Source organism: Chryseobacterium endophyticum, assembly GCF_056333165.1.
Window position 1 is genome coordinate 242549 of the sequence record NZ_JBWGXE010000004.1, and the last position, 25846, is coordinate 268394.

29 protein-coding genes, 1 pseudogene and 1 riboswitch are annotated in these 25846 nt (G+C 39.4%); of the genes and pseudogenes, 18 read left to right on the forward strand and 12 right to left on the reverse strand.

The features are described from left to right. The first annotated feature begins 14 nt into the window (after nucleotides 1–14). From AC0N32_RS11430 to lgt, 7 genes are all read left to right on the forward strand, one after another. Nucleotides 15–1049, forward strand: a complete 1035-nt coding sequence (locus AC0N32_RS11430; protein ID WP_476393991.1) for a hypothetical protein — start codon at nucleotides 15–17, stop codon at nucleotides 1047–1049. Between the two features lie 30 nt (nucleotides 1050–1079). After that, complete coding sequence (locus AC0N32_RS11435; RefSeq protein WP_476393992.1) at nucleotides 1080–1595, forward strand: hypothetical protein; 516 nt, start codon at nucleotides 1080–1082, stop codon at nucleotides 1593–1595. Nucleotides 1596–1616: 21 nt separating this feature from the next. Next, entirely contained in the window at nucleotides 1617–2177 is a 561-nt protein-coding gene (locus AC0N32_RS11440; protein WP_476393993.1) for a DUF6705 family protein, read from the forward strand. Between the two features lie 40 nt (nucleotides 2178–2217). Beyond that, the gene (locus AC0N32_RS11445) at nucleotides 2218–2778 is read left to right on the forward strand and encodes a DUF6705 family protein (RefSeq protein ID WP_476393994.1); all 561 of its coding nucleotides are present in this window, start codon (nucleotides 2218–2220) and stop codon (nucleotides 2776–2778) included. Between the two features lie 38 nt (nucleotides 2779–2816). Then, nucleotides 2817–3374, forward strand: coding sequence for a DUF6705 family protein (locus tag AC0N32_RS11450; RefSeq protein WP_476393995.1), 558 nt, complete (start codon nucleotides 2817–2819; stop codon nucleotides 3372–3374). Nucleotides 3375–3575: 201 nt separating this feature from the next. Further along, entirely contained in the window at nucleotides 3576–3827 is a 252-nt protein-coding gene (gene yidD / locus AC0N32_RS11455) for a membrane protein insertion efficiency factor YidD (RefSeq protein WP_476393996.1), read from the forward strand. 431 nt (nucleotides 3828–4258) lie between these two features. After that, entirely contained in the window at nucleotides 4259–5125 is an 867-nt protein-coding gene (gene lgt, locus AC0N32_RS11460) for a prolipoprotein diacylglyceryl transferase (RefSeq protein ID WP_476394159.1), read from the forward strand. A 132-nt stretch (nucleotides 5126–5257) separates the two neighbouring features. Here lgt and AC0N32_RS11465 read toward each other — a convergent pair whose 3' ends face one another. Next, a complete protein-coding gene (locus tag AC0N32_RS11465; RefSeq protein ID WP_476393997.1) occupies nucleotides 5258–6775 on the reverse strand; it encodes an NAD(P)H-hydrate dehydratase in 1518 nt (505 codons plus the stop codon). 202 nt (nucleotides 6776–6977) lie between these two features. Here AC0N32_RS11465 and mscL point away from each other — a divergent pair, with 202 nt between their 5' ends. Beyond that, on the forward strand, nucleotides 6978–7367 hold the full coding sequence (gene mscL, locus AC0N32_RS11470) for a large conductance mechanosensitive channel protein MscL (RefSeq protein WP_476393998.1): 390 nt from the start codon (nucleotides 6978–6980) through the stop codon (nucleotides 7365–7367). Nucleotides 7368–7410: 43 nt separating this feature from the next. Here the strand turns inward: mscL and AC0N32_RS11475 are convergent, their stop codons facing one another. Both AC0N32_RS11475 and AC0N32_RS11480 read right to left on the reverse strand, forming a co-directional pair. Then, a complete protein-coding gene (locus tag AC0N32_RS11475; RefSeq protein WP_476393999.1) occupies nucleotides 7411–8370 on the reverse strand; it encodes a D-2-hydroxyacid dehydrogenase in 960 nt (319 codons plus the stop codon). An 84-nt stretch (nucleotides 8371–8454) separates the two neighbouring features. Further along, nucleotides 8455–8862, reverse strand: a complete 408-nt coding sequence (locus AC0N32_RS11480) for an LNS2 domain-containing protein (RefSeq protein WP_476394160.1) — start codon at nucleotides 8860–8862, stop codon at nucleotides 8455–8457. A gap of 295 nt (nucleotides 8863–9157) precedes the next feature. On the opposite strand from AC0N32_RS11480, the gene idi reads away from it, so the two are divergent. The 3 genes from idi to gcvT are packed head-to-tail and all read left to right on the forward strand — an operon-like array spanning nucleotide 9158 to nucleotide 11238. Further along, nucleotides 9158–9673, forward strand: a complete 516-nt coding sequence (gene idi, locus AC0N32_RS11485; protein ID WP_476394000.1) for an isopentenyl-diphosphate Delta-isomerase — start codon at nucleotides 9158–9160, stop codon at nucleotides 9671–9673. Then, entirely contained in the window at nucleotides 9670–10146 is a 477-nt protein-coding gene (locus AC0N32_RS11490) for a hypothetical protein (protein ID WP_476394001.1), read from the forward strand. The genes idi and AC0N32_RS11490 overlap by 4 nt, the downstream gene beginning before the upstream one ends. Nucleotides 10147–10161: 15 nt before the next feature. Further along, entirely contained in the window at nucleotides 10162–11238 is a 1077-nt protein-coding gene (gene gcvT / locus AC0N32_RS11495) for a glycine cleavage system aminomethyltransferase GcvT (RefSeq protein ID WP_476394002.1), read from the forward strand. A gap of 441 nt (nucleotides 11239–11679) precedes the next feature. On the opposite strand, the gene AC0N32_RS11500 is transcribed toward gcvT, so the two are convergent. Next, a complete protein-coding gene (locus tag AC0N32_RS11500; protein ID WP_476394003.1) occupies nucleotides 11680–12033 on the reverse strand; it encodes an arsenate reductase family protein in 354 nt (117 codons plus the stop codon). A gap of 113 nt (nucleotides 12034–12146) precedes the next feature. Between AC0N32_RS11500 and AC0N32_RS11505 the strand changes: the two genes are divergently transcribed. From AC0N32_RS11505 to AC0N32_RS11525, 5 genes and pseudogenes are all read left to right on the forward strand, one after another. Continuing rightward, nucleotides 12147–12614 carry an acyl-CoA thioesterase gene (locus AC0N32_RS11505; protein WP_449387813.1) on the forward strand — a complete coding sequence of 156 codons (468 nt, stop codon included), beginning with the start codon at nucleotides 12147–12149 and terminating at the stop codon, nucleotides 12612–12614. Then, nucleotides 12614–13486: a sugar phosphate isomerase/epimerase family protein gene (locus AC0N32_RS11510; protein WP_476394004.1), complete on the forward strand. Its 873-nt coding sequence runs from the start codon at nucleotides 12614–12616 to the stop codon at nucleotides 13484–13486. Before AC0N32_RS11505 ends, AC0N32_RS11510 begins: the two co-directional genes overlap by 1 nt. 14 nt (nucleotides 13487–13500) lie before the next feature. Further along, nucleotides 13501–13567: riboswitch (Fluoride riboswitch) on the forward strand. A gap of 32 nt (nucleotides 13568–13599) precedes the next feature. Further along, nucleotides 13600–14907, forward strand: coding sequence for a voltage-gated chloride channel family protein (locus AC0N32_RS11515; protein WP_476394005.1), 1308 nt, complete (start codon nucleotides 13600–13602; stop codon nucleotides 14905–14907). A gap of 46 nt (nucleotides 14908–14953) precedes the next feature. Then, nucleotides 14954–15835 (forward strand): annotated as a pseudogene (locus AC0N32_RS11520) (LysR substrate-binding domain-containing protein). Nucleotides 15836–15930: 95 nt separating this feature from the next. After that, nucleotides 15931–16869 (forward strand): YeiH family protein, encoded by a 939-nt coding sequence (locus AC0N32_RS11525; protein ID WP_476394006.1) that lies wholly within the window; start codon nucleotides 15931–15933, stop codon nucleotides 16867–16869. A gap of 243 nt (nucleotides 16870–17112) precedes the next feature. Here AC0N32_RS11525 and AC0N32_RS11530 read toward each other — a convergent pair whose 3' ends face one another. The 8 genes from AC0N32_RS11530 to AC0N32_RS11565 all read right to left on the reverse strand — a co-directional run bounded on the left by AC0N32_RS11530 (nucleotide 17113) and on the right by AC0N32_RS11565 (nucleotide 23393). Next, the gene (locus AC0N32_RS11530; protein ID WP_476394007.1) at nucleotides 17113–17304 is read right to left on the reverse strand and encodes a hypothetical protein; all 192 of its coding nucleotides are present in this window, start codon (nucleotides 17302–17304) and stop codon (nucleotides 17113–17115) included. Nucleotides 17305–17469: 165 nt separating this feature from the next. Further along, on the reverse strand, nucleotides 17470–18711 hold the full coding sequence (locus AC0N32_RS11535) for an MFS transporter (protein WP_476394008.1): 1242 nt from the start codon (nucleotides 18709–18711) through the stop codon (nucleotides 17470–17472). Nucleotides 18712–18787: 76 nt separating this feature from the next. Next, nucleotides 18788–20353 (reverse strand): ribonuclease Y, encoded by a 1566-nt coding sequence (gene rny, locus AC0N32_RS11540; protein ID WP_476394009.1) that lies wholly within the window; start codon nucleotides 20351–20353, stop codon nucleotides 18788–18790. A gap of 222 nt (nucleotides 20354–20575) precedes the next feature. Beyond that, nucleotides 20576–20863: a cell division protein ZapA gene (locus AC0N32_RS11545; RefSeq protein WP_476394010.1), complete on the reverse strand. Its 288-nt coding sequence runs from the start codon at nucleotides 20861–20863 to the stop codon at nucleotides 20576–20578. Further along, on the reverse strand, nucleotides 20863–21165 hold the full coding sequence (locus AC0N32_RS11550; protein ID WP_476394011.1) for a hypothetical protein: 303 nt from the start codon (nucleotides 21163–21165) through the stop codon (nucleotides 20863–20865). Before AC0N32_RS11550 ends, AC0N32_RS11545 begins: the two co-directional genes overlap by 1 nt. A gap of 137 nt (nucleotides 21166–21302) precedes the next feature. Further along, nucleotides 21303–22085, reverse strand: a complete 783-nt coding sequence (gene porT / locus AC0N32_RS11555) for a type IX secretion/gliding motility protein PorT/SprT (protein ID WP_476394012.1) — start codon at nucleotides 22083–22085, stop codon at nucleotides 21303–21305. Between the two features lie 3 nt (nucleotides 22086–22088). Next, nucleotides 22089–22820: a bifunctional demethylmenaquinone methyltransferase/2-methoxy-6-polyprenyl-1,4-benzoquinol methylase UbiE gene (gene ubiE, locus AC0N32_RS11560; RefSeq protein WP_476394013.1), complete on the reverse strand. Its 732-nt coding sequence runs from the start codon at nucleotides 22818–22820 to the stop codon at nucleotides 22089–22091. Nucleotides 22821–22823: 3 nt separating this feature from the next. Continuing rightward, nucleotides 22824–23393, reverse strand: coding sequence for a hypothetical protein (locus tag AC0N32_RS11565; RefSeq protein WP_476394014.1), 570 nt, complete (start codon nucleotides 23391–23393; stop codon nucleotides 22824–22826). 101 nt (nucleotides 23394–23494) lie between these two features. Here AC0N32_RS11565 and AC0N32_RS11570 point away from each other — a divergent pair, with 101 nt between their 5' ends. Next, nucleotides 23495–24562: a 3-oxoacyl-ACP synthase III family protein gene (locus AC0N32_RS11570; RefSeq protein ID WP_476394015.1), complete on the forward strand. Its 1068-nt coding sequence runs from the start codon at nucleotides 23495–23497 to the stop codon at nucleotides 24560–24562. A gap of 68 nt (nucleotides 24563–24630) precedes the next feature. Continuing rightward, nucleotides 24631–25836 (forward strand): metallophosphoesterase, encoded by a 1206-nt coding sequence (locus AC0N32_RS11575; RefSeq protein WP_476394016.1) that lies wholly within the window; start codon nucleotides 24631–24633, stop codon nucleotides 25834–25836. The last annotated feature ends 10 nt before the right edge of the window (nucleotides 25837–25846 follow it).

Genomic DNA, 25846 nt, shown 5'->3' on the forward strand with positions numbered 1-25846 from the left:
AAAAACAAATACGTATGCTGAAAAAATTATCATGGCTGCCTTTCATGGCAGTGATTCTCAGTCTTTGTTCCTGCAGGAATGATGTGTTCCCGGAAAAAGAAGTTTACTCAAGCAGCAGCAGCTTCCAGCTAACCTCAAAAAGAATTTCTTTAAATCATAGCAAACACAAAACAAAGCTTATTACCGAAATGCAACAAGCAGAAACGGCATTAAAAAAAGCAAATACTTCTGTCAATGGAAGGTTAGTAGCATATGATGATTTCACCATAGATACCAATGAGATTATCTATATTGAGAACGGGCCCAATTACCACACTTATACCTTCCGTATTATAAAACAAAACGAGAATGAAGATTCCCCGATAGAAAATCTGATTTTAACGCCTTTAACGGATGGAACATACAGGAAATTACTGGTTTCCTATTATCTTACCCCGCAGGAAAAAAAGCTCCTTCAAAACGGAGTGCAGATAAGTACCAAAGGAAAAACCAGCGTAACGGTTCTGGGAACGGGAACAGTAAATATTCCTACAGCAAAAACAATACAGGTATGCGGGTATGTAGCTTACGAATATTACACATGGTGTGGCGAGCATATACACCATAGCGGGGAAGGAAGCGAAACCTGTTCAGCTGATGAAAAATCGCATCTTGTAACAGGTTATATGTACATGTGCGAATATCTTGGTGACGGCCAAAATAATATTGGAGGATATGGGCCTCCGAATCCTAATGGCTCATCAGGGTACGGAGATAGCGGGAGTGGCAGCGGCGGAGAAAATCAGGATCCATGGCAGTATCCCGATCCGCAGGTTTTCACCGGTCCTCAGCAGGCAGACTTCGACCCTACAGACCAGGGAGACTGTCATGTAATACCTACAGAACCTAATGTGGGGGAACCGGAAACTCCTTGTGAGAAAACGAAGAATATATTGGAAAAACCTACGGTACAAAAAATCATTAATGATGTAAAAACACAGGCTCTAAAGACATTAAGTGATATAAATGAAGGAGAATTAGGTTTTAAAGAAAAGAAAGATGGAACCTAGCCACCTGCGGACGTCAACGCATCGCGTAAAGTGATATATAACAATGTTACGGATGGCTACGGAGGTTATCACAACCATACTGCTAATGGCACACATATGTTTTCTCCACCGGATATCGCTGACACGCTGTTGGGCTTTGCCGCAGCGCAGGATAATGTAAATGATGCTTATTTTGGAATGATTGCCGCGGAATGGTGCAATTGCCCGCCAAGTAATAAAAAAATATTGCATTATGTTATTCAGTACACGGGCGAAGCAGCGGATATAGGAACTGGAGGAAGTTATGTTTTTACATCTACACAAATGAAACAATTTGAAAAGGACTATCAAAAAAAAGTAGATAAATTGTTAAAAGATTCTTCTTATTCCATCAATAATGGTGCGATGCTTAATGAAGCTGGACTTGAAAAACTCTTCTTTGATACATTAAAAAACATGGGAATAAATGGAGATGTAAATTTACAAAAAATAGATTCTAATGGTTCTGTTATAAATATAAATGTAAATAGTAACGGTATACCAACCGGAACCCCTTGCCCTATTTGATCAACTTTAAAATATTAGTACATGAAAAAAAGATTTTCTATTCTAGTGTTAATTATAACATTAATATCGTGCAAAGCACAACAGATTTATCCTTTAAATGCAGATTATGAAGAGGTACCTCAAAACTCATATCTAAAAGATTTAAACAACGAGCTTAACCCTTATATAGGTACTTACAAAGCGAATTTCAATGGTAATGAAGTAATCCTATATATATCTAAACAAACACAAAAACCGGAGAAAACAGCGCAAAAAAATTATTACATCGATGCTCTGATAATAAAATACATTATAAAAAATTCAGCAGGTTTAGTTTTAGAGAATACCTTAAATAATAATTTATATAACATTGAACTTTATAGTATCAGCACAACGCCTTCGCAAAATGCAGTAAACTTTTTCTATAGTGGTACTAACTGTAGTGTAGGATGGGGAAGAATTATATTAAAAAAGCTTAATACTACACAAATTTCCTGGGAATACCGCCCAGATGATATCACAACAACAGCTGCCAAATGCCCTCCTAATTTGGATACAACAATTTATCTGCCGGAAACAAAGGATTTGATTTTTACAAAATAGTAATGAGAAGCTCCCAAGAGGCTTTTTAACTTACACCGATATGAAAAATATATTTTTAATATCAATAATCTTACTAACCATATCTTGTAAGGCACAACAGATCTATCCACTAAATACAAGTTTTTCTGATATTCAGAATCATACCTATTTAAAAGATATTAATAATGAGTTACTCCCTTTTACCGGAAAATGGAAGGCCAATTTCAGTAACAAAGAAATCATAATTAAAGTTGATAAGATTAACCAACATCTTATAGAATCTGGTAGAAAAATATTTTATCAAGATGTACTATTTATTCGCTATAGTGTAAAAAACGCGCAAGGAACAGTAATAAAAAGTACAATTAACTTACCTATATCTCAATCTGGAATCAAGAGCATTGGAACTTTTCCTAATCAAAATCTTGTATCTTTTGTATATCAAGGAGGTGATTGCCAGTATGGATGGGGAGATGTTGATTTGCAGTTAATAGATGCAACACATATTAAGTGGAGCTATCAACCTGAAGGTGTAATTTTAACTAATATAAACTGTCCCAATGGAGCAGATACTACCATCTATTTACCAGAGACAAACAATCTAGTTTTTACAAAACAGTAATAAAAAGCCTCTTCTGAGGCTCTTTAACTTACACCGATATGAAAAATATATTTTTATTATCAATTATCTTGCTTACCATATCTTGTAAGGCCCAACAAATTTATCCACTAAATACAAGTTTTTCTACAATTTCTAACAATGCATACTTAAAAGATATAAATAATGAATTATTGCCTTTTGTTGGAATATGGAAAGCTAGTTTTAACAATAAAGAAATTACTATTAAAATAGACAAGATTGACCATCATTATATGAAATTGGGCACACATATTTATTACCAAGATATGCTATTTATCCGCTATAGTATAAAAAATTCTCAAGGTACAGTAATAAAAAGTACGATGAATTTAAGTATTGAGAACTCTAATATTGAAAGTAGTACAATTTTTCCAAATCAGTTGATTTCTTTTATTTATTCAGGAGGTGATTGCCAGTATGGATGGGGAGATGTTGATTTACAGTTAATAGATGCAACACACATAAAATGGAGATATCAACCGGAAGGTGTAATATTAACTAACATAAACTGCCCTAATGGAGCAGATACGACGATCTATTTACCAGAGACAAACAATCTAGTTTTTACAAAACAGTAATAAAAGCCTCTTCGGAGGCTTTTAATCATTATTGAATCGACAGCTGATTGGTCTTTTCAAACTTGTTGCAATTCGGATAATCTCTTCAAAACCGCAAATCGGCCAACCCCGGAAATTCTCCGACGAACACGCGTCTGTGCTGCCGAAACTTATGACATATTTAAACCGATTTCCATTTTTTTAGCCTATTTTTGCAATGTTTTGAAAGTCACAGCCAACAAGATCATCACATTTCCCCTGGTAATTCTTATCCGGTTTTACCAATGGTTTATTTCGCCGCTGCTGCCCAAAAACTGCAGGTATGAACCTACATGTTCGCACTATATGGTAAAAGCGTTGCAGATTCACGGACCTATTAAAGGGTTTTGGCTGGGCGTGAAGAGAATTTCAAGATGCCATCCCTGGGGAGGAAGCGGGTATGATCCCGTACCCCCAAAAAAATGTAAACATTAGAATAAAAACAAACTACTAAAAAAATAGAAATGAGTAATATTTTTTTCAGAATGTATCTCGTCATTTTTGCGCTGATCAGCCAATGTCTTTTTGCGCAGAATTATCCGGACGGAATGTCGGAAGGGACTTTAAAAGTAAACTCCGCACCGGTTCCCGTAAAGATCTACAGCACAACGGAACTGGGAGACCTTAATGCTTTCCCGGACAGGAAAGTAGACGGAAATGTCCTGATCATCCTGAACGAATCCAATCTTGAACCTGCTTTCTTCAGCTTCGGCGCTTTAACCCTGGATAAATTGAAAAAGACGGGATATCAGCTTTTGGATAAGAAATTCAGACTGATCGAATCTCCTGCTACAAAAGAGAGTATCTCCACTTTCAAGTATGCTGTAAAATCAAATAAAGTGATCACCTCAGCAGACCAGGTGAGCCTGGAGACTCCTTTTAAAATCTGGGATCCGTCGAAAGGAATTGTGCTGGGCCCGATCACCCTGCATTTTTACAGCTTAATGTTTATTTTCGCATTCGGATTCGGCTATATTTTAATGAACAGAATTTTTAAAATTGACAACGTAAACCAAAAATATCTTGAGCCGCTCTTTACCTGGACCCTTATCGGAACAATCCTCGGAGCACGTCTTGGACACGTCATCTTCTACCAGCCGGAATTATTCAAAGAAGATTTCTGGAGCGTATTCCTGCCGATCAGTACCAAAAACGGATTAAAATTCACAGGTTTTTCGGGACTGGCAAGTCACGGAGCAACTATCGCTTTGATCTTTACCACTCTTTATTATTCATTTAAGATCATTAAAAAAAATCCTTTCTGGGTATACGACCGATTGGGAATCGTCGTTGCTTTGGGTGGAGCATTCGTAAGAATGGGGAATTTCTTCAACTCTGAAATTATCGGAAAACCGGCAGATCCCAACTCTCCTTTTGCTTTACTTTTCCCGCAACAGAGCAGTGAATATGGAGTAACTATTCCGAGATATCCTTCCCAACTTTTCGAAGCTGTTGGCTATGTGTGCCTTTTTATCCTTTTGTGGGTTTTATACAGAAAAACGGATAAGAAATACCAGCAGGGATGGCTTTTCGGTTTATTTTTCATCATTCTATGGGCGATCAGATTCTTTGTGGAATTCCTTAAAGAACCTCAGGGTGATGAATTCATCCAGTTTGGAGGGCTGAATACAGGGCAGGTACTATCGATCCCTTTCATGATTGCCGGAGTTGTGATCATGATCATTTCTAAAAAATTCAAAATTACGCAGGCCGAAAACGAAAAACCTGAATAGTTTTTAAAATACATCAACTTACGGAACAGCCGTAAAAAAAGCAAGTCTCTTCAGGCTTGCTTTTTTGTATTCTGCGGGGTTATTGCTAAACTTAGTTTCCCTTATTTATCTATTATTTATCCAATCATTATTTCACAAAACCTTCTGAAGTTTAGCATTCAGTTCCGCAAAGACATTTCCGAATTCCGCAATAACATCGGTAGGCAACATAAATTCCCTGGAATGTTTTTCAGAAGCGAGCTCCGCGGCTTTACCGTGAAACCACACGCCAAGCAGGGCGGCCTCTTCTTCAGAATACTGCTGGGCGAGTAACGAAGTAATAATACCCGTCAGAATATCCCCACTACCTCCTTTTGCCAGCCCGGAGTTTCCTGTGATATTGTAGAAGACCTTCCCTTCCGGGGTGATCACCTGCGTATGATGGTCTTTTAAGACGATATAGATTTTAAGTTCCTGAGCTTTGTTCCTGGCCAGTGCTGTTCTTTCAAAAGAGTTTTCCGTCTTTCCAAAGAGTCTTTCGAATTCTTTCGGATGAGGGGTAATAATGGATCTCTGCGGAATTAAAGAAGAGACACTATGATTCTCAGCAATGATATTTAATGCATCTGCGTCCAGAATTAAAGGTTTTGAATAGCTTTTAAGGAATTTTAAAAGACCTTCCGCTGTTTTTTTGTGGGTTCCCAGTCCGGGTCCGATTCCGCATACGGAGGTTTCATCGATTTCGAACCGCTCTATATAGTTTTCGCCGCCTTCTGTAAACATGGCTTCGGGATCGGAGGTCTGCAGAATTTCATATCCGCATTTCGGGGCCAGAACGAAAGTAAGGCCTGCCCCCATTCTGAGAGCGGCTCTTGCAGAAAGTACCGCAGCCCCTATTTTCCCGTAGCTTCCGCCTGCGATGGTGGCTTTTCCGTAAGTTCCTTTATGAGAAAACTCGCTTCTTACTTTAAAGATGCTTTTGATTACTTCCTCATCGGTGACAAAATCTTCGGTTTCGGTGTCATTGATATAGTCCTGACTTAAGCCGATATCCAGGATATGAACTTTGCCGGCAAACGTTCCTGTTTCAGGATGCAGGAAAGTCTTTTTCCAAAACTGGAAGCTGAGCGTATAATCTGCCATAAAAACCGCAGCGTTCTCGTTCCCGGGAATACCATCAGCCATAAGTCCCGACGGCAGGTCAATAGAGATCTTTATATTCTTTTTTCGGTTTAAAAATTCTACCAGATCTTTACTTTCTCCCTCCAGGATCCTGGAAAGCCCGATTCCGAAAAGAGCATCGATAATGACGGTCCTGCTGTCGAAGCGGTAGCTCATTGCTTCTTTCAATTCTCTTACGGTGATCCCTGATATTTCTTTGATCTGTTTAAAATTTTCCTGGGCATCGGGAGAGAATTTCGCTTTTGAATGGGTAAATACATCGATATCAAACCCTTTTTGGTACAGCATTCTGGCCAGGGCAAATCCATCCCCGCCGTTGTTTCCGTTTCCGCAGAATATGGCAAAATTCCGGTGATGATTGCAGTTTTCCGAGATCCAGTCTACACAGGCTTCTGCCGCTCTTTCCATAAGCAGGATCGAAGGAACAGGCTCATTCTTTATGGTATACTGATCGCAATCGCGGATCTGCTGTGCTGTGAAAATTTTCATTGATAATGTTTTGGTAAGGTCTTTTAAGCAATTTACGAAAAAGTAAATTTAAAAATTTACGTCAAGAGATATATCATAGATCACATTAAAATTCATGCCTGATTTTTATTAATTCCTTAAGAATATATTTTAAATATAAATAGTTTACCCATTTTTTTGTAACTTAATTCCCTGTTTTCGGATAAACTTAAAAAAATATAATATGGGATTTGTAAAAGAATTTAAAGAATTTGCATTTAAGGGGAATGTTCTCGACCTGGCTGTCGGGGTGATCATTGGTGCTGCTTTCAGTGCTATTGTCAAGTCATTTGTAGATGATATTATTACGCCTCTTCTTCTGAATCCGGCGTTGGAAAAGGCTAATGTAAAAAACATTGCAGAGCTTTCATGGGGAGGCGTGAAGTACGGGAATTTCCTGTCTTCGGTGATCAGCTTCCTGATTGTGGCCTTTGTATTATTCCTGCTGATCAAAGGGGTCAACAGCCTCAATAAAAAGCCTAAAGAAGAAGCGCCTGCGGCACCGGTACTTACGGAAGACCAGAAATTACTGATGGAGATCAGGGATCTTTTGAAGACAAAAAACAATTTATAAAAGGAAAAGCACTTCGGTATGAAGTGCTTCTATTTTTTACAAACTACTGAATCTGCAATATACTGGAGATCTGCTCTGCCAGTGAAAGCCCGATCCTGTCCTGAGCCTCCAGCGTGGAAGCGCCGGTGTGCGGGGTCATTGAAATTTTAGGATGGGTAAGGATTTCTTTGGATGGTGTCGGTTCATTGATGAAAACATCGAGTCCGGCAAACTTCACCTTTCCTGAATTGAGGGCTTCGATTAAAGCAGCTTCATCGATCACGCCGCCTCTAGAGCAGTTTACGATGGCTACCCCATCTTTCATCATGTCAAACTCATTCTTTCCGATCATGTATCCGTCTTTCTGGGCCGGAACGTGCAGCGTGATAAAATCGGAATGCTGAAGTACATCCTGTAGCGGTTCGGTTTCGATATCTACATTGATAAACTGTTTATTATAGAAAGTTACTTTGATGCTTGCTTTTCCTACGTTGCTGTCAGCTGCCACGACTCTCATTCCGAGGCCTAGGGCGATCTTGGCTACTTCCTGCCCTATTCTACCCATTCCTACGATTCCTATGGTTTTGCCTTTCAGTTCGATCCCGGCGGCATAAGCTTTTTTAAGAGCGGCAAATTCGGTATCACCTGAGACAGGCATTTTGCGGTTGGAATCCTGAAGGAATCTTGCTCCTGAAAACAGGTGGGCAAAAACAAGCTCGGCTACCGATTCTGAAGAGGCAGACGGTGTATTGATGACATGAATTCCCTTTTCTCTTGCGTATTCCACGTCGATATTATCCATTCCGACACCGCCGCGTCCGATGATTTCCAGGGACGGACAATTGTCAATAAGGTCTTTTCTTACCTGTGTTGCGCTTCGTACCAACAGGGTACGGATTTTATGCTCATTAATGTACTCCATCAGAAATTCCTGGGGAACTTTTGTGGTGATCACTTCAAAACCTTTTTCAGTTAATGCATCAATTCCGGATTGATCCAGGCCGTCGTTTGCTAAAACTTTCATAAACTTATGGGATATTTTACTGAAGATTAAACAACATGATCGACCGTAGGAAGAATTAATCGTTTAATCTATTTATTAAAAAATTTATTCTTCTTCTTTGAAAACTTCTATGGTTACCTGCTTTTCAACAAGATCGGTAAATTTGCCTTTGTATCTGGTTGCTCTTACGAGGTGGTTATCGATCCAGTGGTAGTTCCCGCCTCTCGGTTTCCCGCATAATACACTGTGGTATTTGAATCCGTGCTTATTGAGCCAGTCGATGGTGATCTGCTTGAGGTTTTCCGTTCTTGAGGTAAAGAAACAGATCTGATGACCTTCATCGTACCATTTATTGATGGTTTCAAGGGCATCGGGAAAAGGTTCGCAGGTTACCATTCTTTCGGGTTCTTCGTTCGGAACATCTTCGGTAATCGTTCCGTCGATATCGATCAGGTAGTTTTTTACGCCGTCTTTCAGGATCGGGCTAATGTGTTCTATGTACTCTAATTCCATCATAAAAATTTGAGTGACAAAGTTAAGGCTTTTACATTAATATGCCCCGCCAAAGTTTATAAATATGATTTTTTTAAACTAAATTTAAATATTTAACAAATAATTTTAATTAAATAATGAGAATATTATCATTAAAGTTAAAAATATTCTTTTGGGCGGCTAATAAAATTTAGCAGATAAAATAATTTCATGAATTTCATCTCCGTGAGTGAATTTACTATCATTTATTCATCTTAAATCATGATGTTTATCCAAAAATTTCCAAAATACATTTATTACACTTACATTTGTAGAAATGGAAGAATACGTAGTTTTAGTTAGCCCCGAAGATCAGGTTACAGGCCTCATGGAGAAGCAACAGGCGCACATCAACGGCCTTCTGCACAGAGCTTTTTCAGTATTTCTTTTCAACGGAAAAGGAGAAATGCTTTTACAGAAAAGAGCTTCCGGAAAATACCATTCTCCATTGAAATGGACCAACGCGGTGTGCTCTCACCCAAGAATCGGGGAAACTTATCTCGAAGGGGCAAAACGCAGGGTAAAGGAAGAACTGGGCATTGAGGCTGAACTTTCCGAAAAATTCAGTTTCATTTATAAAGCCGATGTAGGGAACGGACTTTGGGAGCATGAGCTCGATCATGTTTTTGTAGGAACCTTCGAAGATGAATTTCATCTTAATAAAGAAGAAGTGGAAGAAGTACGATACATTACCCCTGAAGACCTCGACCTCGAGATGTCCGAATATCCGGAACATTTCACAGAATGGTTCAAGATCATTCTTGAAGAATATAAACACCATTTCAATTCATGAGAAAAATAATTTCTGCTTTCCTGCTGTTGACGGGATTGTTTGTGTTTGCACAATCTATTCCTACGGAGACCTACGACAGCGAAAATTACTCCATCAGCCATCCGGCCGGCTGGAAAGTGACCAATAACGATGATATCATCAATATTTTCCCTCCCAATCAGGTAGGCGCCATCACGATTTCCGAATACCATGACCTGAATCTTCCCAAGGCTGAAACCAAAAAATTCATCCTTGCGCTGTATCAGTCTTCAGATGATGAAAAGAAAGTGATTTCCAAAGGCAGTAAAAAAGGATACACCGAATATTTTTACGAATACTTCGACGAGAAAGAAAAGCTCATCTGGCTGACAAAAGTTTTCCAGAAAGACAAAAACCTTTACCTGGTTTCCGTGAATTGCGGACAGAAATACTGGAACGGAAATTATATGAAGATTTTCAACGAAGCTTTTGACAGTTTTAAAATAAAGAAATAGAAATAAAAATTAACTATGAAGAAGACAGCATTGTACGACAAGCACGTATCTTTGGGTGCTAAAATCGTACCTTTTGCAGGTTTTGAAATGCCTGTACAATATTCCGGAGTGACGGAAGAACATTTTGCCGTAAGAGAAAAAGCGGGCCTGTTCGATGTTTCCCACATGGGACAGTTTTTCATTGAAGGGCCTGGTTCCAGAGACCTTCTGCAGTACGTGACCACCAATAACTTAGATACTCTTGAAAACGGAAAAGCCCAGTACTCATGCCTTCCCAATGAAAACGGAGGAATCGTGGATGACCTTATCGTTTATAAAATGGCAGACGACAAGTATTTCGTAGTGGTAAATGCTTCAAACATCGATAAAGACTGGGATCATATTTCGAAATACAATACTTTCGGGGCCAAAATGACCAATGCTTCAGACGACATGTCCTTATTGGCTGTTCAGGGACCGAAAGCCACTGAAATTCTTCAGAAATTAACAGAAACCCCTCTTGCAGACATTCCTTATTACCATTTTACGGTAGGTTCCGTAGCCGGAGTGAATGATGTTATTATTTCCAACACCGGCTACACCGGAAGCGGAGGTTTCGAAATTTATTTTAAAAATGAATCTGCCGAGAAACTTTGGGACGCCATTATCGAAGCCGGCGCCGAAGAAGGAATTATCCCTTGCGGATTGGCTTCCAGAGACACGCTACGTCTTGAAAAAGGATTTTGCCTGTACGGAAACGACATCGACGATACCACCTCTCCTATCGAAGCCGGATTGGGATGGATCACAAAATTCGATAAAGATTTTGTTTCCAAAGAGACTTTTGCCAAACAGAAAGAAGAAGGTGTTACCAGAAAACTGGTGGGCTTCGAGCTGACCGACAAAGGCGTTCCAAGACACGACTATCCTGTTGTAGATGCAGAAGGAAACGTGATCGGAAAAGTAACTTCCGGAACACAGTCGCCCATGAAAAAAGTTGGATTGGGTCTTGCTTATGTAGACAAACCGCACTTCAAACTGGGTTCTGAAATCTTCATCCAGGTAAGAAACAAGAATATCCCTGCCAAAGTGGTGAAAGCACCCTTTGTTTAAATCAGACAACCTCACTTTGTCAAAGTTCAAAATCTTTGACAAAGTTTTACAAATAAATGTAAAACCTGCCGTTTGGGCAGGTTTTATTTTTTCCGGGGCCCGACCCTAAGGCCAGCAGGTAATTACAGTAGCATCAGGCTGACTGTATTAAGATTTGGCTAAAGCCAATGAGCATATTTCATTTTTTAAAAAAGGGCTGAAGCCCATTCCTATTGATGTTTATCGCTTTAGCCCGAGCTTGGATTCTACTAATCAGGATTTTTGAAGCTGTTGATCACGAAACATTTTGTTTGAGACTTCCTGCAACTGTATTTTGTTTCCCGCAAACTGTTGGAGACTTCCTGCAACTGCATTTTGTTTCCCGCTAACGATTGATTCACAAAAAAACCTAACGGGTTTTAAAAACCCGTTAGGTTTATACCGATTCTTGAATTCAGCTCATTATTCCACTCCAAAAAACGTCTTCAATTCCTCTACATTTTTCTTATCATTTCCAATGAAAATACGGTCATCCTTGAGAAATACCGGACGTTTCAGAAAGGTGTAATGATTCAGCAGCAATTCTTTAAAGTCTTTTTCTGTCAGGGATTTTACATCCAGCCCTCTCTGCTTGATCTGTGTAGACTTTCTGCTGAACAATGCTTCATAAGATCCTGTTTTCTCATACATTTCAGCCAATTCCTGTTCGGTTACCGGCTCTTTCCTGATCTCTCTTTTGTCCCAGTCTGACAAATCGAACTGTGCAAGGATCTTCCTGCAGGTGTCACATGTATTTAAATGAAATACTTTTTTCATAAACGAATAAATTTAATAGTAAAGCGGAAATTCAAGAGTTTCCGGCCTTCAAAAGTAAGATTTAATCTAAAATTTTAAAAATTATAAATACCTTTATTCAAATTTTATGACTCATGGATAACAAGCCTATTACTTTTCAGTTTATTTCCGAGCCTTCGGATGTGAATTACGGCGGCAACGTACACGGGGGAAGTGTAATGAAATGGATCGATCAGGCCGGCTATGCGTGCGCCACCACCTGGAGCGGAAATTATTCGGTAACGGTTTATGTAGGCGGAATCAGGTTTTATGAACCCATTAAGATCGGGGAAATTGTAAAGGTTGAAGCCCAGGTGATCTATACCGGTTCTTCCAGCATGCACATTTCTATCAATGTATTTTCCAGAAACCTCAAGCAGCCGAACTTCGATAAAAAGACGCACTGCATCATCGTTTTCGTAGCGGTGGATGAAAACGGAAAGAAACTTCCCGTCCCCAAATGGATTCCCGAAACCGACGAGGAAAAGCAGCAGGAACAGTACGCCAAGCGCCTGATGGAGCTGCGAACCCAGATTGAAGATGAAATGAAACCTTTTCTGTAATGCATAGAAAAGACTTTATCAAAATTTCCTCCCTGGGATTTTTGGGTTTGTATTCCTGTGGAATGTCTCATTTAACAAATAAAAAAAACACATTGGCTATTCAGTTATATACCGTTCGTGACGCTATTGCGGAAAATCCGGAAAAAACCCTGGAAAAACTTTCAGCGATGGGTTTCACCGGGCTTGAAATTTACGGCTACAACGGTACTTTTTTCGGCAAAAACCGCAACGAATTTAAAAATATCCTCAGCAATACGGGAATGACCGTCATCAGCTCGCATCACACCACAGGAATACTGCATAAAGAACAGGGCACCTTGCTGGAAAACTGGGAAAAATCAGTAGAAGATCTTCATTTTATAGGCTCGCAGTATATGGTCTGTTCTTACCTGTTCCCGGAAGAAAGAATTCTGGAAAATTACAGAAAACTCCCTGAGCTCCTGGAAAGATCCGGTGAGACCGCTAAAAAAGCAGGAATACAGTTTGCCTATCACAATCATGATTTTGAATTTGATAAATTCGACGATACACAGACGGTTTATGATTTTATTTTAAATGCGGCGTCACCCGATTTAGTGAAGATGGAACTGGATTTATACTGGATGGCAAAAGCCGGCATTGATCCTCTGCTTTACTTCGACAAATACCCGAAGAGATTCCCATTGTGGCATGTAAAAGATATGAATTCCGCTACCAAAGATTTTACCGAAATCGGAAACGGCAGCATTGATTTTCAAAGAATTTTTAAAGCTAAAGAAAAGGCAGGTCTCCGGCATTGGTTTCTCGAACAGGACTCCAGCGACAAAGATATGTTCGAAAGCATCCGCATCAGCCGTGATTTTATTGCCAAACACGATTTCTTTGTGAAATAATTTTTATCTTTGTATCAACAAAAGGAAATGGTGTTCTTCCTTACCCAACCGCTTTTCAAAGCTGATGACGCCTGATTAAAAAGATTATTAACAGTAATTTGATCAGGGAAGTTATGTCACAACCTTCAGGAAATTTAAAAAGAAAGACAAAAATTCAAATCCTGTTTTTTTCCAGGAAATATCCGGCATTGCTGTATGTCACTAAATGGTTTTCAATAAGCATGATCGTCGGACTGCTTGTAGGAACTGCCTCGGCAGGGTTTTTAGAATCGCTGTCGTGGGCCACAAATTTCAGAGAAAAACATCTCTGGATCATTGCTTTTCTTCCTTTGGCAGGATTAGCCGTCGGTATGCTCTACTATTATTTCGGAAAAGATGCAGAAGGGGGGAATAATCTACTTCTGGAGACGATTCATCAGCCCGACAAAGAAAGAATTCCTTTTAAAATGGCCCCTTTTGTTTACCTGGGAACGATCGTCACGCATTTTTTCGGAGGATCCGCAGGCCGTGAGGGGACAGCTTTACAAATGGCAGGAGCCATTTCGGATCAATTCACTCGCCTTCTTCGGTTAAGCCAGAATGAGAGAAAGATATTAATTATCTCAGCCATCGCAGCGGGCTTCGGTTCGGTTTTCGGAACTCCTTTGGCGGGTGCCGTTTTCGGACTGGAAGTTTTCTTAATAGGTAAAATCAGGTATAATGCGCTTTTCCCTGCTTTTGCTTCAGCAATCCTGGCCGATTGCGTGACAAAGCTCTGGAATGTTCAGCATACCCATTACCACATCGACTTTGTCCCAAAAATTGATTTTTTATCTTTTATTTACTGCATCATAGCAGGAATTTTGTTTGGGGTCTGTGCGGCAACATTCAGTAAAATGATGCACAAAACGAGTTTCATTTTCAAATCCAAAATACATTATCCACCCTTCAGGCCTTTGCTTGGAGGAGTTATCGTCGCTCTTGCCGTATTCGTGATGGGAACGACAAGATATATCGGGCTCGGAATTCCCTCTATTGAAGAAGCCTTCGGGAAACAGCTGCCACTGTATGATTTTGCTTTAAAAATACTTTTTACGGTCGTTACCCTTTCCGCCGGCTTCAAGGGTGGTGAAGTAACGCCTTTGTTCTTCATTGGTGCGACCTTGGGCAGTGCCCTTTCCATAGTGATCCCGCTTCCTTTTGCACTGCTGGCAGGCATGGGTTTCGTCGCCGTATTTGCAGGGGCCACCAATACTCCGCTGGCGTGTACCTTAATGGGAATAGAACTATTCGGTGCTGAATGTGGCGTTTATGTCGCGGTGGCATGTGTGGCAGCCTATCTTTTTTCAGGAAATAACAGCATTTACACGAAACAGAAGATCGGAGAAGCCAAAAACAGCAGATTTGATAACCTTGCCGATAAAAACTTCGAGGATGTATAATGGCAGATTTATTCATAAATTTTAATGTAAATTCATACCTTTAATGATGTTTGATTACCGATTAAAAGTTTTTCACACCGTTGCTTCCCGTCTGAGCTTTACCAGAGCTTCAGATGAACTGAATATCTCACAGCCCGCCGTTACCAAGCACATTAAAGAAATAGAAAACCAGCTTCACACGAGATTGTTCGACCGGAAAGGGACTTCCATCCAGCTGACGCCAAGCGGGAAAATTTTATTTGAATATGCTGAAAAGATCAGGAATATTTACCGCGATCTTGAATTTGAAATCAGCCAGATGAATCAGCAATATAAAGGAAAGCTGATCATCGGCGCAAGTACCACAGTAGCACAATATGTTCTGCCGGAAATCCTGGCTAAATTCAAATCTTACTATAAAGACCTGAGAATCGAACTGATTGCCCACAATACAGAAATGATTTCTGAACTGCTCAAAGAAGGAAAAATCGATCTCGGCATCATTGAGGGCGAATAGCAGTCCAGTTATTTTGAATACCGGAAATTTAAAAGAGATGAGATTGTTCTCGTGGCAAAATCCGGGCATCCGTTAGTGCATAAAACAATAAATGTACAGGATCTGTATTCGGTTGATCTGGTTTTCAGGGAACACGGCTCGGGATCATTAGAGTTTATTCAAAACCGTCTGAAAGAAAACGGAATTGACACGGATAAGCTTAATGTAGTCATGCAGCTCGGGAGCAGTGAAAGTATTAAAAATTACCTTTTGCATTCGGAAAGCATGGCCTTTCTGTCGATCAGCACCGTTTTAAATGAACTGAAAAACAATCTTTTCAGCATTGTTGACATTAAAAATTTTACCATTGAAAGAGATTTTCATTTTATTCTTCCGAAAGGTGAGCAGTCGAATCTAATAAGATTATTCCTGAAATTTGCAGATGTAAACTAACGCATTATAACCAAAAGTTATCCATTATAACAAAATACGATTTATCTGGTGATGATTATTTGTAGAATTTTGAAGAATAATTTAAAGTTTTACACATGGAACAATTCATTCAAAATGAACGTTTACGCAAAACCATCTTCATTCTTACGGCGATTGTCTGCCTTAGTCCTTTTGTTTCTTCACCGGTTGCCTTGCTTATGGGATTTGTGCTGGTAATGCTTATCGGAAATCCTTTTGAGAAAAGCCTTAACCAGTATATTCATGTATTGCTGCAGGTTTCGATTGTCGGTTTGGGATTCGGCTTAAAGCTGAATGAAGCTCTGGAAGCCGGAAGATCTGGTTTTATGCTGACGGTGATCAGCATTTCTACAGTGATGACGCTGGGATATATTTCCGGGAAATTGCTGAACATTGAACGGCCTTTATCTTTTTTAATTTCTGTCGGAACGGCAATTTGCGGGGGAAGTGCCATTGCAGCAACTTCTCCTATTATCAAGCCTCAGCCTAAACAGATATCGCTTGCCCTCGCGATTGTATTTACATTGAATTCCATTGCTTTGTTTGTCTATCCGGCCATCGGGCATTTTTTACATCTCACACAGGAACAGTTCGGGTTGTGGTGCGCGATCGGGATTCATGATACCAGTTCGGTCGTAGGAGCGGCCGCCAAATACGGCAACGAAGCACTGAATATTGCAACGACCGTTAAGCTGGCCCGTGCCTTATGGATAATTCCCGTTTCTTTGCTGACCATGTTTATCTTTAAAAGTAAAGAATCAAAAATAAAGGTTCCCTGGTTTATCGGGTATTTTATTCTGGCTATTTTGCTTAATACGTATTTCCCGATCGGAAATTTAAGCGCTCTTATTACCATGGCTGCTAAATCAGGTTTAAATCTCACTCTATTCCTTATCGGTTCTACACTTTCAATCAGCGCCTTAAAAAGTATTGGGATAAAACCACTGGCATTTGCTGTTTTCCTGTGGATTTTCATCAGTATCGGAAGCCTGCTGTTCATTTTACATTGTAGGTAATGGGTTTTTGAAACCTGCTACCCTAGCCTTGATTGCAGCGGCATCCTTTTGGGTGGCGGCCGGCACGGAGCGGTGGCGGCCACCCAAAAGATACAGCGGAAAGCAAGATTAAGCTCCTAAAAAATGGGCATTGAAGCATTCTACGTACCGGTTATATTATTATGACAAAAACCTCCCGGAGAACCGAAAGGCTTTTGCGTATTAAATGTGGAAATGTTTATTCTGTCTGAAATAACTCTTTACTTAGCAGGTAATTACCTGAGGACAAGCGATGTAAGATGAGCAGTACTTAGGGCCTGTAACAGCACCGGTACAGCTACATCCGCAAAGTGACAGGTCCGGTGTTCCTAAAGAACCTCCGCCTCCTACACCTCCTACGATGTTTTTAAGTTCTGAATTTTTTAATTTCTTGGCGTTTTTCAAAAAATTTTTCATTGTGATTGGTTTTAATGGTGATATATTTTAATTACATTCAAAGTTAAACAAATATTAATTATTCGAAGCATAATTTAATATTAAATTTCATAAATTATTTATATTGTTCAACTTAATTAATTCTTATAACGGAAGTGTTGGCCTAAATATTTTAAACAACCCTGATTATTCTATAAATTCAAGGTCTTTGTCATGGGTTTCGGATATGGTCAATGATGAATAAAAGGCGAGTCCGAAAACAATAACTCCAACAATTGCCGCACTAATGATGACTGAAAAATCACGCTTAAAAAAGTCGAAGGCCAGGATCATCACAGGAACAAGTCCGCGCACCATATTCGGAACGGTGGTGGTAGCCGTATTCCTGATATTCGTCCCGAACTGTTCTGCGGCGAGTGTGACGAACATTGCCCAATATCCTGTTCCCAAGCCCAGCCATACGCAGAAAATATAATATTTCGTTTCCGAATCGGTATTACCGAAAAGCATGACCGCCACGCCGACAATGGTAAAGGCCAGCATGTATAGAATGGCTTTTTTCCTTGATTTTAAAAGATGTGAAATAAATCCGCTTGCCAGATCACCCACAGAAATCCCTACATACGCCCACATGATTGCTTTTCCGGGACTGAGATCTTTAATGCCAAGCTCGGGAGCAAACTGATTGGCCAAAACAGCCAATATACCAATGCAGAACCAGGTGGGCAATCCAATGGCAATACATTTGAGATACCTCGTCAGCCGGTCTTTATTCGCGAAAAATGACAGAAAATTTCCTTTTGAAACAGCCTGATGTTCGATGTTTTTATAAATCCCAGATTCCGATACACTGATTCTCAGGAATAACAATAAGATTCCGAGGATGCCACCAATAATATAAGAAATGTTCCAGCCGCCGGCTAATTCTACGGTCAGTTGCGCGACAACCGCTCCCATCAGTCCGAATCCGGCAACGACCGAAGTACCGATAGCTCTCAGATTCTTCGGCAGGCTTTCAGAAACGAGTGTAATTCCGGCGCCAAGCTCCCCGGCGAGGCCAATCCCTGCAATGAACCTTAAAGCGGCATATTGATAGACTAAATGTTTTTCAGGAAAATAAGGTAAGAACCCACAGGCAATATTCGCCAGTGAGTACACTAAAATTGAACCGAACAATACCGACAGTCTTCCTTTTTTATCGCCGAAAATTCCCCAGAATATTCCTCCGATGAGCAATCCGACCATCTGTGCATTAAGGATGAATGTTCCGTCCGTATCGGGATTTAGACCTAAAGCTTTTAAGCTTGGAATCCGAACGATACCGAACAACAGCAGATCATAAATATCCACAAAGTAGCCTAATGCAGAAATAATGACAGGAATGGAGAAAATATACTTCATTTTTGAAGAAAAAGAAAGCTCTTGCATCTTTGATTAATTTTGCTAAAAATAAAAAACCTTCCAATTTCTTGAAAGGTTTTTATGAAATATCTTTTTATGATTATTATCTGGCAATATTCACCGCTCTTGTTTCTCTGATGACGGTTACTTTTACCTGCCCAGGATAAGTAAGCTCATTCTGGATTTTCTCTGAAATGTCGTAAGATAACTGAGAAGCCACTTCATCATTTACTTTTCCGCTTTCTACCATTACTCTCAGTTCTCTACCCGCCTGGATGGCATAAGCCGATGATACGCCATCAAAACTTAACGCAGCCGATTCAAGATCTTTGAGTCTCTGGATATAGGATTCAAGAACCTGTCTTCTGGCGCCCGGCCTTGCCCCGGAGATCGCATCCGCCACCTGAATAATCGGTGACAGTAATGAAGTCATTTCCACTTCATCATGGTGAGCTCCGATAGCGTTTACCACTTCTGCATTTTCACCGTATTTTTCAGCCCACTGCATTCCCAGTAAAGCGTGCGGAAGTTCAGATTCCTGCTCCGGAACTTTTCCGATATCGTGTAAAAGACCTGCTCTCTTTGCTAATTTTACATTTAATCCTAATTCAGCAGCCATGGTTGCAGCGATGTTGGCTACTTCTCTGGAGTGCTGTAGTAAGTTTTGTCCGTAAGAAGAACGGTATTTCATTCTACCCACAATTTTGATCAGTTCAGGGTGCAGCCCGTGAATTCCAAGATCGATGATCGTTCTTTTTCCTACTTCAATAATTTCCTCTTCAATCTGCTTTCTTGTCTTTTCTACTACTTCTTCGATTCTGGCCGGGTGAATTCTTCCGTCCGTTACCAATCGGTGAAGGGATAATCTTGCAATCTCTCTTCTTACAGGATCGAAACATGAAAGAAGAATGGCTTCAGGAGTATCGTCAACGATGATTTCTACTCCGGTAACGGCTTCCAAAGCACGGATATTTCTACCTTCTCTACCGATAATTCTTCCTTTTACCTCATCAGATTCGATATTAAATACCGATACGGAGTTTTCGATCGCCTGTTCGGTACCAATTCTCTGAATGGTCTGGATAACGATTTTTCGGGCTTCACTTTTTGCATTAAGCTGAGCTTCTTCCATGATACTCTGAACGTGTGCCTGAGCTCTTGTTTTAGCCTCTGCCTTCATGGTTTCCACCAATTCTGCCTTTGCCTCTTCCGCCGTGTAATTGGAAATCTTTTCAAGAATTTCAACTTTCTTAGCGGTAGCAACATCCAATTCCTGTTGTTTCCTTTCTAAAATTTCTGTCTTTTTAGAATAATCCGCGATCTGTTTATCAAGATCTTTTTCCAGCTTTCCTACTTTGCTAAGCTCGTCATTAAGCTTATGCTCTTTGTCTTTGATTCTTTTTTCAACCTCCTGCATTTTCTTTTCGCGACCCTGGATATCTGCATCATGCTGGGATTTAAGCTCCAAAAATTTTTCCTTGGCCTGGAGATTTTTCTCTTTCTTTATGGATTCTGCCTGTACATTGGCTTTTTCTATAAGATTTTCGGCATTCTTCTTTGCATCGTCTATAATGAATTTTGCTTTAGTATTCAGTGAACTCCTGGAGAAAAATATTCCTACAGCAGCTCCGATTACCAAACAAACAACGCCGACTATAACTTCTATCATAATTTATATTGAGTTTAATTGTATTTACATAAAAAAAGCCCACAATAATCCAGAGATTGAGAGTAAACTCCTAATCAACACGATTTGAACTGATTTCCACTGTCTGTAATCCGGACGAACCGGCACGCCATTCAATGGACATTTGTTCGGTAATTGTTTAGCGTTGAGTTTACCTTTAATGTGTTAGAATTATTGTAGGCAGCATTTTCCGGGAAAAAAAATCTATTTCCCTGTTTCATTCAACGATTGATTGATATTTGCTAATCTTTCGTTGGTAGATTGTATTGTTTTTTCGTAGTTCATCGACACAACTTCGGAATTGGTTCCCAGTTTCAGGGCACACATTGCTAATGCATCCTGCTTGTCTCTGACATCAAAATTCTGTTCAAAATCTTTAATCATATTTTCAATCTGCTTCCCGACTTTACGCAGTGTTTCTTCTTCTGCTGCCGGTACGTTCAGCGGATATACCCTTCCTGCAATATTAATGGTAATTCTTCTTACTTCCATTATAATCCACTGTTTTGAAGCTGCGCAATACAGAAATCTATTTCCTTAACCAATCTGTTGATGTGATTCTTCATCAATCTGTTATGTTCAGGATTTCCTGATATTGCTGAATAAAGTTTTATATTTTTTTGTTCTTCTGCTAATACCTGATTCTTTCTTCTTTCCTCATCGTATTTCTTCTTCAGGTCTTCATGCTCAATACTTAATTCCGAGAATTTTTCAGTAAGATTTTTATAATTCTTTTGTAATAATAAAATCTTTTTTTCTAATTCTGAAAAATTGTTTTCTAAATCTTGAAGCATTTCAGGTTTTGTATATTCTAACTAATAGCAAAAATAACAAAATATTAACACTAACAAAAATAAAAGTCCTTATATTTTGATTTCAAAAGGAAAAGGAGACACAAAATGCATCTCCTTTTATATTTTATGAATATTTCCTATTCGAATTTCAGCACAAAAAATACGGCTCTGGTCTGTAAAGTAGACATTGCAGAAGTCCAGTACGGCGGCGTTGTCGCGTTATCTGCCACAATTTCATTGTTCATGATAAAAGTACCTCTGATTGCCGGAGTAAGTTTAAATTTATTAAAGTAAAACTGAATCCCCATTTCTGCCGACCACGCAAAATTATGCGTTGTTGATCTGAAAACCTGCTGAAGGTTATCATCTGTAGAATCTGAATTTGACTGGAGGTTGACAATATAGTTTACCCCGGCAGCAACATACGGTCTCGAGTTGTACCATCTTCTTCCATGGAATTCAAGCAATACGGGAACGTCTACCAAAGTCGTTTTAATTTCTCTTACCCTGTCTTTCTCCGTTAAAGGAAAAGGGATAAAAGGAGCATTCGTTAAAGTACCTGCTGCGTATTGGTCATTCGACTGGGTATTAAAAGTGAGTTGTCTCTGACCGAATTGTAACCCTGGTTCCAATCTTACATCCAGAAAATCGTTCAGTCTCCATTTTGCGATCAATCCGGCACCGAAGCTGTAACTTTCCTTAGATGAAACAAGATTCTGATTATTATTCATCCCATATCTCGGATCCAAAACGATACGGTAGTCTAGTCTGTTACCATTCAGATAAAAACCCCAGCTGAATTTCTGTTCGTCGAAATCTTCCAACTTATCCATTCTGTTTCGGGTTCTGAATTGCGCGTTTGCAAAAACGGCGATATTTACTGAGGTTAAAACCAGTGCTCTTAATAAAAATTTACTCATAGGTTACTTTGTTGCTTTATAAATTGTGGCTATACCTAAACTTAGTTTTTTATATTCAACTTTTTTAAATCCTGTATCTAAAAGAATTTGTCTCATCTTTTCCCCGAAAGGAAAAGCATTTACAGAATCCGGAAGGTATGTGTATGCCCTATTATCCTTAGAAACCAGTCTGCCGATGGCAGGTAATATATTTTTGAAATAAAACATATAAAATGGCCCCATGAAACCCTCAACCTTTGAAAACTCCAGTATATAAACACTCTTGTTATCTTTAACCACTCTTCTCAACTCTGCCAAACCTTTGGTAAGGTTCTCAAAATTCCTCACTCCAAATGCAACGGACACTGCATCGAATCTATTTTCCTCGAAAGGTAAATTTTCCGCATCCCCTTTTTGCATGGAAATTTTGCCGTCTAATTTAAGTTTTTTTATTTTAATAACGCCAACATTTAACATTTGTTGCGATAAATCTAATCCTATCACTCTGGAACCTGTTCCCTTTTCAATTGCGATCGCCAGATCTCCTGTTCCTGTAGCCACATCCAGCACTTCCTGCGGATGGTCATTTTTCATCCATTTCACCAAAGTATTTCTCCATAAAACATCAATTTTCAGGGAAAGCACACGATTCAGAACATCGTATTTCGGTGCAATATTGTCGAACATATCCTCTACCTGGCTCTTCTTCGTAGCATCAGAATTGTAGGGTGTAATTTTGGTAATATCTTTTGTCAAAACTTAAAACTTGTAATATTCGTTATAATAATTTAGGTAATCCTGTTTTCTGAAGATCTTTGATCTGGACTCCACCTGCTGGATATTTTTGATCACTTTGTCGTAATCTTCATCTACATTGTAATAAAAATCGTCAGTAAATAATTTGTTAAAGCGTCTTGCTCCTCCAAAGTATGCTTTTCCGTCAATAACGGTTTTATCAAGCGCCAAAAGTAGTGAATCTTTTTTAAGGTTGTAGCCATAGTACTGATCGTTGATATAATAATCCTGGTGCGCAATATTAATAAGGCCGCGTACTTTATTCACCTCAAATGCAGAATCAAACAACAGCTTCCTGTTCCCGTCGAAAACCTTGATGGAGTTTTTACCTTTGTTCAGATCCACATGAACGGTCTGTCCGCCGGCAATCGTTCCTTCGGATCCTTCATTTATTTTATAGTAAAACGTTGCGGAAGTAGGATTGTCTACGACATAATAATTTTTTTTGGCTAAAAAGAGGAAGTAAATCCCAAAGGCGAATACAAAAGCCACAATTGCAATGATTAAGCCTTTTAAGGATGGATTATTTTTCATAGGATTGTAAAGTACAATTTTTGCAAATTTAATAATATTTTTAATTCTCTGTTATTAATATTAATTATTAACTTTGCATCTTTAAAAAATCATTTAAACGAATGCCGAATACGATCATTATTGGTTCTGGATCTTACCTTCCCAGCAGAATTATTGGGAGAGACTATTTCTTAGATTCAGAGTTTTATACAGAAGACGGGGTAAAGATTGATAAACCTGCTGAAGAAACTATTGCAAAATTTGTAGAAATCACAGAAATAGAGAACCGGAGATTCATAGAAGAAGATCTTTCAAATTCTCAAATCGGGTATGAGGCTGCCAAAATAGCGATTGAAGACGCAAAAATAGATCAGGAAGATCTCGATTATATCATTTACGCCAGTAATTTCGGGGAAGTAACCGTTCACGGATATGCCGATTTTATGCCTACGATGGCGGCGAGAGTAAAGAACAAATTAGGCATCAGAAACAGAAAATGTGTCACTTATGATATGCTTTTCGGATGCCCGGGATGGGTGGAAGCAATGATCTTAGCAGATAATCTAATAAAAGCTAAAGTTGCCAAAACAATCCTTGTAATCGGTGCTGAAACCCTAAGCAGAGTAACAGATCCTCACGACAGAAACAGAATGATCTTTGCAGACGGAGCCGGAGCGGTCGTTGTAAAAGCAACCGACGAAGAAAATGTAGGGATTATTGCCCATAATACCATTTGTGATAACGGTCTTGAACTGGATTATTTAGCCAACGGACCATCCATCAACAAAGAATCTGACCAAACCCGTTTATTTGTAAGAATGCAGGGCAGAAAGATTTATGAATATGCCCTTAAAAACGTTCCTGCAGCGATCAAAGAAACCATCGAAGATGCAGGCCTTTCTATTGAAGACATTAACAAAATACTGATTCACCAGGCCAATGCGAAGATGGACTACGCAATGATCGAAAGACTTCATAAACTTTACGACGTGAAAGATTACGACCATTCCATTTCCCCAATGACGATTCAGGACTTCGGAAACTCCTCCGTGGCAACAATTCCTACCATGTATGATTTAATCATTAAAGGAAAAATGGACGGTCAAACGTTTAAAGAAAAAGGTAACATTGTGATGACGTCGGTAGGTGCCGGAATGAACATTAATGCTATCGTATACAGATTTCCTTAATCGTAATATTTAATTTTAAAATACAAAAGCACAGGGAAATGATTCTTTGTGCTTTTTTTAAACCTGTTATGCAAAAAAACTTTTTAATAATTGCTGCCATTTTCCTTTTTCTGGAAATATATATTTATCAGGCCATCAAGACCCTCACCGATAATTTCTGGATCAGGATTGTGTATTGGGTGATTTCGCTTTCAGTATACGGATTTTTAGTGTACGAAATCACAAATTTCAGCAGGGCCGACCGAAATATGATGAGAGCCCAGATCATGATCTCACTGTTTCTGGTCTTTATTCTTCCTAAAATTTTCGTCGTCCTCTTTCTTCTGATCGACGATATCATCCGAATCTTCGGATATCTTATCGGTTTAGCAGGGTCTTCAGAAAATCATTTCCCGGAAAGAAGAAAGTTTTTAAGCATCGTGGGCCTGGGTCTGGGCGGTGTTCTTTCAGCTCTTTTTATTGATGGGATCACATTCGGAAAATACCGTCATAAAGTAAGAAAAGTAAGAATCAATTTCACCAATCTTCCAAAGAGTTTTGAAGGCTATAAAATTGTACAGATCTCGGATGTTCACAGTGGAAGCTTTTCCGACCCTGGTAAACTTCAGCATGCTATTGATCTTATTAATGAACAGAATCCCGATCTTGTTTTATTTACCGGTGACATGGTGAATAATGTTGCTGAAGAATTCAAACCGTTTATCCCGCTGTTTTCAAAAATAAAAGCCAAAGACGGCAAGTTTGCCGTTCTTGGAAATCACGATTATGGAGACTACGTACAGTGGGCTTCACCTGAAGAAAAGAAGCAAAACCTTAAAACCCTTATCGATTATGAAAGACAGGCCGGTTTTGATATGCTCCGTAATGAACACCGGATCATTGAGAAAAATGGCGAAAAACTATACATCCTGGGCGTTGAAAACTGGGGTTTAAAACCATTCCCTCAATTCGGAAGATTAGACGATGCCCTTAAAAACGTACCGGAATCAGCCACGAAAATTCTAATGAGCCACGACCCTACCCATTTTGATTACGTGGTAAAAAAGCACCCTGGAAACGTTCACCTGACACTTTCGGGACATACTCACGGTATGCAGTTCGGACTGGATCTTAAAAATATAAAATGGTCCCCGGTTCAATACAAATATCCTAAATGGGCAGACCTGTATGAAAGTGAAGGAAAAATGCTCTACGTGAACAGAGGGTTCGGGGTACTGGCATATCCGGGAAGAGTGGGTGTTTTACCGGAAATCACTCTTTTTGAACTGGCATAATAACCGTCAA

Coding starts and splice junctions, on each gene's coding strand:
- AC0N32_RS11430 (WP_476393991.1), top strand. CDS start 15: ATGCTGAAAAAATTATCATGGCTGCCTTTCATGGCAGTGATTCTCAGT.
- AC0N32_RS11440 (WP_476393993.1), top strand. CDS start 1,617: ATGAAAAAAAGATTTTCTATTCTAGTGTTAATTATAACATTAATATCG.
- AC0N32_RS11445 (WP_476393994.1), top strand. CDS start 2,218: ATGAAAAATATATTTTTAATATCAATAATCTTACTAACCATATCTTGT.
- AC0N32_RS11450 (WP_476393995.1), top strand. CDS start 2,817: ATGAAAAATATATTTTTATTATCAATTATCTTGCTTACCATATCTTGT.
- AC0N32_RS11465 (WP_476393997.1), bottom strand. CDS start 6,775: ATGAAAATTTTCACAGCACAGCAGATCCGCGATTGCGATCAGTATACC.
- mscL (WP_476393998.1), top strand. CDS start 6,978: ATGGGATTTGTAAAAGAATTTAAAGAATTTGCATTTAAGGGGAATGTT.
- AC0N32_RS11475 (WP_476393999.1), bottom strand. CDS start 8,370: ATGAAAGTTTTAGCAAACGACGGCCTGGATCAATCCGGAATTGATGCA.
- AC0N32_RS11480 (WP_476394160.1), bottom strand. CDS start 8,862: ATGGAATTAGAGTACATAGAACACATTAGCCCGATCCTGAAAGACGGC.
- idi (WP_476394000.1), top strand. CDS start 9,158: ATGGAAGAATACGTAGTTTTAGTTAGCCCCGAAGATCAGGTTACAGGC.
- AC0N32_RS11490 (WP_476394001.1), top strand. CDS start 9,670: ATGAGAAAAATAATTTCTGCTTTCCTGCTGTTGACGGGATTGTTTGTG.
- gcvT (WP_476394002.1), top strand. CDS start 10,162: ATGAAGAAGACAGCATTGTACGACAAGCACGTATCTTTGGGTGCTAAA.
- AC0N32_RS11500 (WP_476394003.1), bottom strand. CDS start 12,033: ATGAAAAAAGTATTTCATTTAAATACATGTGACACCTGCAGGAAGATC.
- AC0N32_RS11505 (WP_449387813.1), top strand. CDS start 12,147: ATGGATAACAAGCCTATTACTTTTCAGTTTATTTCCGAGCCTTCGGAT.
- AC0N32_RS11510 (WP_476394004.1), top strand. CDS start 12,614: ATGCATAGAAAAGACTTTATCAAAATTTCCTCCCTGGGATTTTTGGGT.
- AC0N32_RS11515 (WP_476394005.1), top strand. CDS start 13,600: ATGTCACAACCTTCAGGAAATTTAAAAAGAAAGACAAAAATTCAAATC.
- AC0N32_RS11525 (WP_476394006.1), top strand. CDS start 15,931: ATGGAACAATTCATTCAAAATGAACGTTTACGCAAAACCATCTTCATT.
- AC0N32_RS11530 (WP_476394007.1), bottom strand. CDS start 17,304: ATGAAAAATTTTTTGAAAAACGCCAAGAAATTAAAAAATTCAGAACTT.
- AC0N32_RS11535 (WP_476394008.1), bottom strand. CDS start 18,711: ATGCAAGAGCTTTCTTTTTCTTCAAAAATGAAGTATATTTTCTCCATT.
- rny (WP_476394009.1), bottom strand. CDS start 20,353: ATGATAGAAGTTATAGTCGGCGTTGTTTGTTTGGTAATCGGAGCTGCT.
- AC0N32_RS11545 (WP_476394010.1), bottom strand. CDS start 20,863: ATGGAAGTAAGAAGAATTACCATTAATATTGCAGGAAGGGTATATCCG.
- AC0N32_RS11550 (WP_476394011.1), bottom strand. CDS start 21,165: ATGCTTCAAGATTTAGAAAACAATTTTTCAGAATTAGAAAAAAAGATT.
- porT (WP_476394012.1), bottom strand. CDS start 22,085: ATGAGTAAATTTTTATTAAGAGCACTGGTTTTAACCTCAGTAAATATC.
- AC0N32_RS11565 (WP_476394014.1), bottom strand. CDS start 23,393: ATGAAAAATAATCCATCCTTAAAAGGCTTAATCATTGCAATTGTGGCT.
- AC0N32_RS11570 (WP_476394015.1), top strand. CDS start 23,495: ATGCCGAATACGATCATTATTGGTTCTGGATCTTACCTTCCCAGCAGA.
- AC0N32_RS11575 (WP_476394016.1), top strand. CDS start 24,631: ATGCAAAAAAACTTTTTAATAATTGCTGCCATTTTCCTTTTTCTGGAA.